At 36.7% G+C, this 5,316-nt stretch carries 6 protein-coding genes; 5 read left to right on the top strand and 1 reads right to left on the bottom strand.

Annotated elements, in window-relative coordinates:
• Positions 1-623: 623 nt before the first annotated feature.
• The 4 genes from AC1DND_RS18400 (at position 624) to AC1DND_RS18385 (ending at position 3,568) form a co-directional block, all read left to right on the top strand.
• A complete protein-coding gene (locus AC1DND_RS18400) occupies positions 624-1,643 on the top strand; it encodes a sensor histidine kinase (RefSeq protein WP_477583829.1) in 1,020 nt (339 codons plus the stop codon).
• Positions 1,624-2,385 (top strand): LytR/AlgR family response regulator transcription factor, encoded by a 762-nt coding sequence (locus tag AC1DND_RS18395; protein WP_477583828.1) that lies wholly within the window; start codon positions 1,624-1,626, stop codon positions 2,383-2,385. Before AC1DND_RS18400 ends, AC1DND_RS18395 begins: the two co-directional genes overlap by 20 nt.
• A 214-nt stretch (positions 2,386-2,599) precedes the next feature.
• A complete protein-coding gene (locus AC1DND_RS18390) occupies positions 2,600-3,382 on the top strand; it encodes a DUF1223 domain-containing protein (RefSeq protein ID WP_477583826.1) in 783 nt (260 codons plus the stop codon).
• Between the two features lie 12 nt (positions 3,383-3,394).
• Positions 3,395-3,568: a hypothetical protein gene (locus tag AC1DND_RS18385; protein ID WP_477583824.1), complete on the top strand. Its 174-nt coding sequence runs from the start codon at positions 3,395-3,397 to the stop codon at positions 3,566-3,568.
• 258 nt (positions 3,569-3,826) lie between these two features.
• Here AC1DND_RS18385 and AC1DND_RS18380 read toward each other — a convergent pair whose 3' ends face one another.
• Entirely contained in the window at positions 3,827-4,222 is a 396-nt protein-coding gene (locus AC1DND_RS18380) for a DoxX family protein (protein WP_477583822.1), read from the bottom strand.
• A gap of 312 nt (positions 4,223-4,534) precedes the next feature.
• Here AC1DND_RS18380 and AC1DND_RS18375 point away from each other — a divergent pair.
• Positions 4,535-5,316, top strand: a 782-nt coding sequence (locus AC1DND_RS18375; protein ID WP_477583820.1) for a putative sulfate exporter family transporter, incomplete at its 3' end; no start/stop codon positions are given.

Below are 5,316 nucleotides of genomic sequence, written 5' to 3'. Positions count from 1 at the left end.
TATATTGCCATTGATTTTATTATTGCTGGATTTATTTTTTGTAATTCCTTTGGCGTTCAAAAGGTTTAATCCACCAAGTTCTGCAGCGGCCACGGTTAATGCTGCTAAACTTAAAAAGCGCCGGCGGCTATAATTATTTTGATTTTCCATTTGCTAAAATTTGTTGATAATTAATGTTTTACTCCGTTAGGTATGTCAAAATTAATGCGGATGGAAAGGGGAGATTAGTGTTTTCGGGATGAAATAGACAAATTAGGTTTTGACTTATACATTGTTAGCCCTGAGTAAGACTATAATTGAACTCAAAGGAATGGGTATCATTTTGTGCCGGCTATCGTGTTGATACATTTTCTATTGTTAGCCTTTTTATGCGTTTGTTAACTATTTTAACGAAACAGGGATCTTACCGAAATAAAAACACAATTCTTGTGCTGATTTAAACCTGGCATTGTCTGCTTAAGCGCCGAATCTGTCTGGTTCAGGCTTAAAAATGTTTAACTATAAGATTTGCGTGGTTACTTTAGGTGAAAAAAGAAGAGATATATGTGGTGCAGCCATCATATTTAAAAAAATATTATTTTTGATTATCCCAACCCACCTAATTAGCCTGGCTAAAAACTGATATGACCAAAAACCCTTTAAAGATTTCGCCTGCCATTATCTGGGTAAGTTCCATTTTTCTTGGAGTTTTATCTTCTGTTCCACAAATAGCAGAACATCATTTTAATGCAGCCGAAGCGGCAGTTAATGCTGGTATTACCTCGGTATTTGCTTTGCTGATGTGGTATTTGAATATTTACATGCTGTCGCGAAAGAGCAGTAGGCCAAACAAACAGGGGATTTCCTATTCCAGGTTATTTAAAAGCCTTTTAATTGGTATTGGTATTATGCTTTGCCTGGCGTGGATTCAGCAATTGATCCTTTCGCACATTAATTTCGGTCCGGTGATGTTGATGGTTGAAGTAAGGGGAATATTGATCAATTTAATTTTTTATATGTTCCTTCATCTGTTGCAACAAAATTACGAAAATCAACAGGTGAATATGGAATTGGAGAAAATCAAAAGTGATAGTTTGGGCGCGCAGTACGAATTGCTAAAGCAGCAGGTTAATCCTCATTTTCTTTTTAATAGCCTCAACACACTAAAGGCTATGGTAGAAATCGGCGATGAAGCGGCTGTCGATTTTATCCTTAAACTTTCTAATTTTTATCGATATACCCTCGAAAGCCGTAAATTAGACCTGATTCACGTTGCGGAAGAAATGGAAATACTCAATGCCTATTTATTTTTACAACAGGCAAGATTTGATGGTGGTTTTAGTTTTACTTCTACTTTAAACGAAGAAATATTGCACACTTTAATTCCTCCCTTTACGCTGCAACTGTTAATCGAAAACTGTCTCAAACATAATGTAGTTTCGTTGGATAAACCTTTGCACATCAGCTTGTATGCCGAAGATGGGCAAATTGTTTTGGAAAACCCTATACGTTTAAAAACTGCAGATAACAACTCATTGGGGGTTGGACTAAAAAATATCATGTTGCGCTACCAGCATCTTCTTGAAAAACCAATCGAAATTATTAACGATGGCCAAATTTTTAAAATTAAACTCCCATTAATTCATGAACATCATCATCATTGAGGATGAGCTGAAAACAGCTAAATCACTCGAAAATATAATTTTGAGCCTGAGGCCCGACGTGAAAATAGTAGGGCAGTACCAGAGCATCGAAGGATCGGTAAAAGCGTTATCAGAACAGCCACAGCCCGATTTGATATTTATGGATATTCAATTGGCAGATGGATTATGTTTTGAAATATTTAAACAGGTTAAAGTAAACAGTCCTATTGTGTTCTGCACTGCTTTCGATGAGTACTCGTTAGAAGCTTTTAAGCGTAATGGAGTAGATTATGTGTTAAAACCCTTTTCCAAAACAGATATCCAGGAGGCCTTTCAAAAGGTAGACGGCCTTCAGAATTTTTTTCAGCAAAAAGTAATCCCCGATTTAAGCAATTTATTGGCGAAATTGAGCAGTCCTGCCGGAAAAGAGAGCTTTTTAGTGTTTAAAAACCAAAAATATACCACTGTTCAAACCGAGAATATTGCTTTCTTTTACATCAGAAATGATGCTTCAACCATTATGTGCTTCGATAAACAAGAGTTTGCATTAAATCAATCTCTTGATCAGATTACAGCATTGGTGTCATCTAAACAGTTCTTCAGGGTTAACCGCCAATATTTAGTTAACTTTAAAGCCATTAAAGAAATAGAACATTATTTCTTAAGAAAATTGTTTGTTAAACTGGTGATTGAAACTCCAGATAAGTTGCTGATTAATAAGGAAAAAACACCTGCTTTTCTTTCCTGGATGGAAGATAGGTAAGAAAAATCAATATTTATCTGCTATTAGGTAACAAGCTTGGCCAGAAACGGATATCCGTTTCTGGCCTTTTTTGCTTTAAGGCGTGCTCGTAACTAATTTGTCTTATTTATCGGCTTCCTGTCTAGCTCTTCCACCAATTTGTCCGGTTCAGCTATTTTCCACCTAATTTCAGGCATACTATCCGCTTATTTTTGATAAAAAAAGAATAGAAATTATGAAAACACTAAAAAGAATAGCGATCGTAAATGCAGTCATTGTGGCGGTAATAGCACTTAGCGCATTTATTTGGGTAGGATCTGCACAAGAAAAAAAAGTGGAGCAGCCCGTTAATGGGAGAGGCTTTGCCGTTTTGGAATTATTTACGTCTGAAGGATGTTCGAGCTGTCCGCCAGCAGAAGAACTGTTGGCCAAAATAGAGAAAGAATCTAATGGGAAACCAGTGTATGTGCTTGGATATCATGTTGATTATTTTGATAATTTAGGTTGGAAGGATGTTTTTGGAAGTCAGGAAAACACAAAAAGGCAAAAAAAATATAGTGCTTGGTTAAACGCACAGGTTTATACCCCTCAATTGGTTATTAACGGCGCTCAGGAATTTATAGGCTCTAATGAAAACGACGTAAGAAATGCCATTAATGAACAGCTTCTGAATAAAAGGTATACAGCCAGTTTAGCCTTCGATACGAAAAGGGATGGGGATGTACTGAAAATAAATTACGAAACCAAAGGYACTCAGGCTAGCGACGATCTCCTTTTTGCACTGGTACAAAAGAGCGGTAGTACCGATGTACAGCGTGGGGAGAATGCAGGACTTAAATTATCCCACATCCAAATGGTACGGAAAACCTTAACACTGTCTCTAAAGGATGCAAAATCTGGAACTGCGGTATTGAATATCCCTAAAGATAGTAGTGCCGAAAAATGGGAAGTAATCGGAATGGTTCAGCATAAAACAACAGGCGCAATTTCAGCAGTAAATGCATCAACAACATTTTAATCATTTATCATCATGGAAAATCATCAAAATACCACAACCAACAGTTTATTAGTTGGATTGGCAAGCTTAATGTCGACACTTTTTCTGGTTAGCCCCCCATTTGAAAAAAATCCACAGCAATGTGAAATGGTGCAAAGCATCGGAAAGAAAAAAGAGAAAGGACTGGAGAATGAGCCAGTTGTATAACATAAATCTAGTTGCTAATTTATAAGCAACGTTTATTAGTTAGGAGGTCGCCATATATTTGGCGACTTTTCTATTTAAAAATAATTTGCGCTGTGCTTTAGCATCAAACAAAGAGATTAGTGACGCATTCACAGCCTTGGATGTTTAGCTGTTTTATAGATTACAGATGCTGTACCAGGTAAAATTTCTCACCAATAAAAAAGGCGCTACTAGCGCCCTTTTTATGTGAAAACTGATTTAATTAGAATTATTCAAACCTTAAATAGCAGTTAGATTAGAATAGTGGGTAGGATAAAGTTTTTGGAACATCAGGTAGGTTATTGTAACGATAGCAAAGGCTATAATGGCATCAGTAGTGGCTAGCGGACCGATCACAATTAGTTTTGAGCAGAATGCAAAAATGATATCAAAGAATATCCCTGCAAATACCCATTCTTTTAACCTTAACCATCTGTTGGGGATTAGTAGAACCACGATTCCGGCTAATTTAGCAACACCAAGTACATAAATAAAGTACGCTGGATATCCCAGTTTTAATGTAATGTCCCAAACAATAGGGTTTTTTGTGAGTTCACAAACTCCGCTGGTGCCAAACCATAACGAAGTTAGTGAGGCACCGATCCAATAAATGGTTTTTGTTGTTTTAAGTGTCATAATATTTTTTTTAAGTTGCCCAAAAATGTTGCATAAACATTCCAAAAACCAGTTGAATGGATCTGAACCAGACAAATTGAATCCTGAATTAGACAATTGAATGAATTTGTTTTTAAATATTAGTTTGTGATGCATTTTTAACTTAAAAGGCCCACTAATAAATGTGTAGATCAAAGTCAGATATTTGTTACGGATAAAATCCTCCTGAATATTTACTTTAGTTTCGATATTGGGTATTCGTTTACGGTTTATTGATCGTATCCGCCAATATTTTTAGAAATGAAATCAAATTAACACCATAATTAATCAACTATGTCGAATCGAAACAACGCAGCCGATACTACTGGAGCCTTAACAGATGCTGGGATAAGCCCGGATAAGAAAACATTTTTACAATCACTCACCGAAGATTGGTGGGCTGTTATATTGGGAACGATTATTATTGCCACTGTACTTTATTTAACCAACAATGGTACTGTAATAAGTTTACCTGCATTTAAATGGGCAACCAGTGAAGACCTTTTGGGTAAAATATTATCAGCATCCAACTTATTGTTAATTGTTGAAATGGGGGCAGTTTTTCTGGCCTTAGCTTCGGTAGCGATAGGTTTATCTGGAGGCAGTGTTGCGCGGTTTGCTGGCGGTTTTGCGCTCATCTATTTTTTAGCTATCGTTTCTTTTATTATCGGAGGCAATAAAAGTGTATCCTATTTTGGGTTAGAATATGTGGTATTTGCATTGCTTATCGGTATCGCATTGGGCAACCTGATCAGGTTGCCATCTTGGCTAAAAGAAGCAGTACGGTCTGAGTTTTATATTAAAACAGGTTTGGTGATATTAGGAACCACTATTTTATCGGCCGATCTGATCAAAGCTGGTTTACCCGGTATAATACAGGCCGTTATTGTTGTTACTGTAGTTTGGTTTTTTTCGATGTGGTTAAGCCGCAAGTTAAAAGTAGATGATGAATTTGGCGTAATATTGGCCTCAGCCGTATCTATTTGTGGTGTTTCTGCAGCAATTGTTGCTGCAGGCGCTATTAATGGTGATAAACGTAAATTATCTTATGTAACCACGCTGGTATTGATTATGGC

Source organism: Pedobacter sp. 01N416 (genome assembly GCF_056399685.1).
The sequence above is the reverse complement of the archived record's forward strand: the minus strand, read 5'-3'. Positions and strand labels throughout refer to the sequence as shown.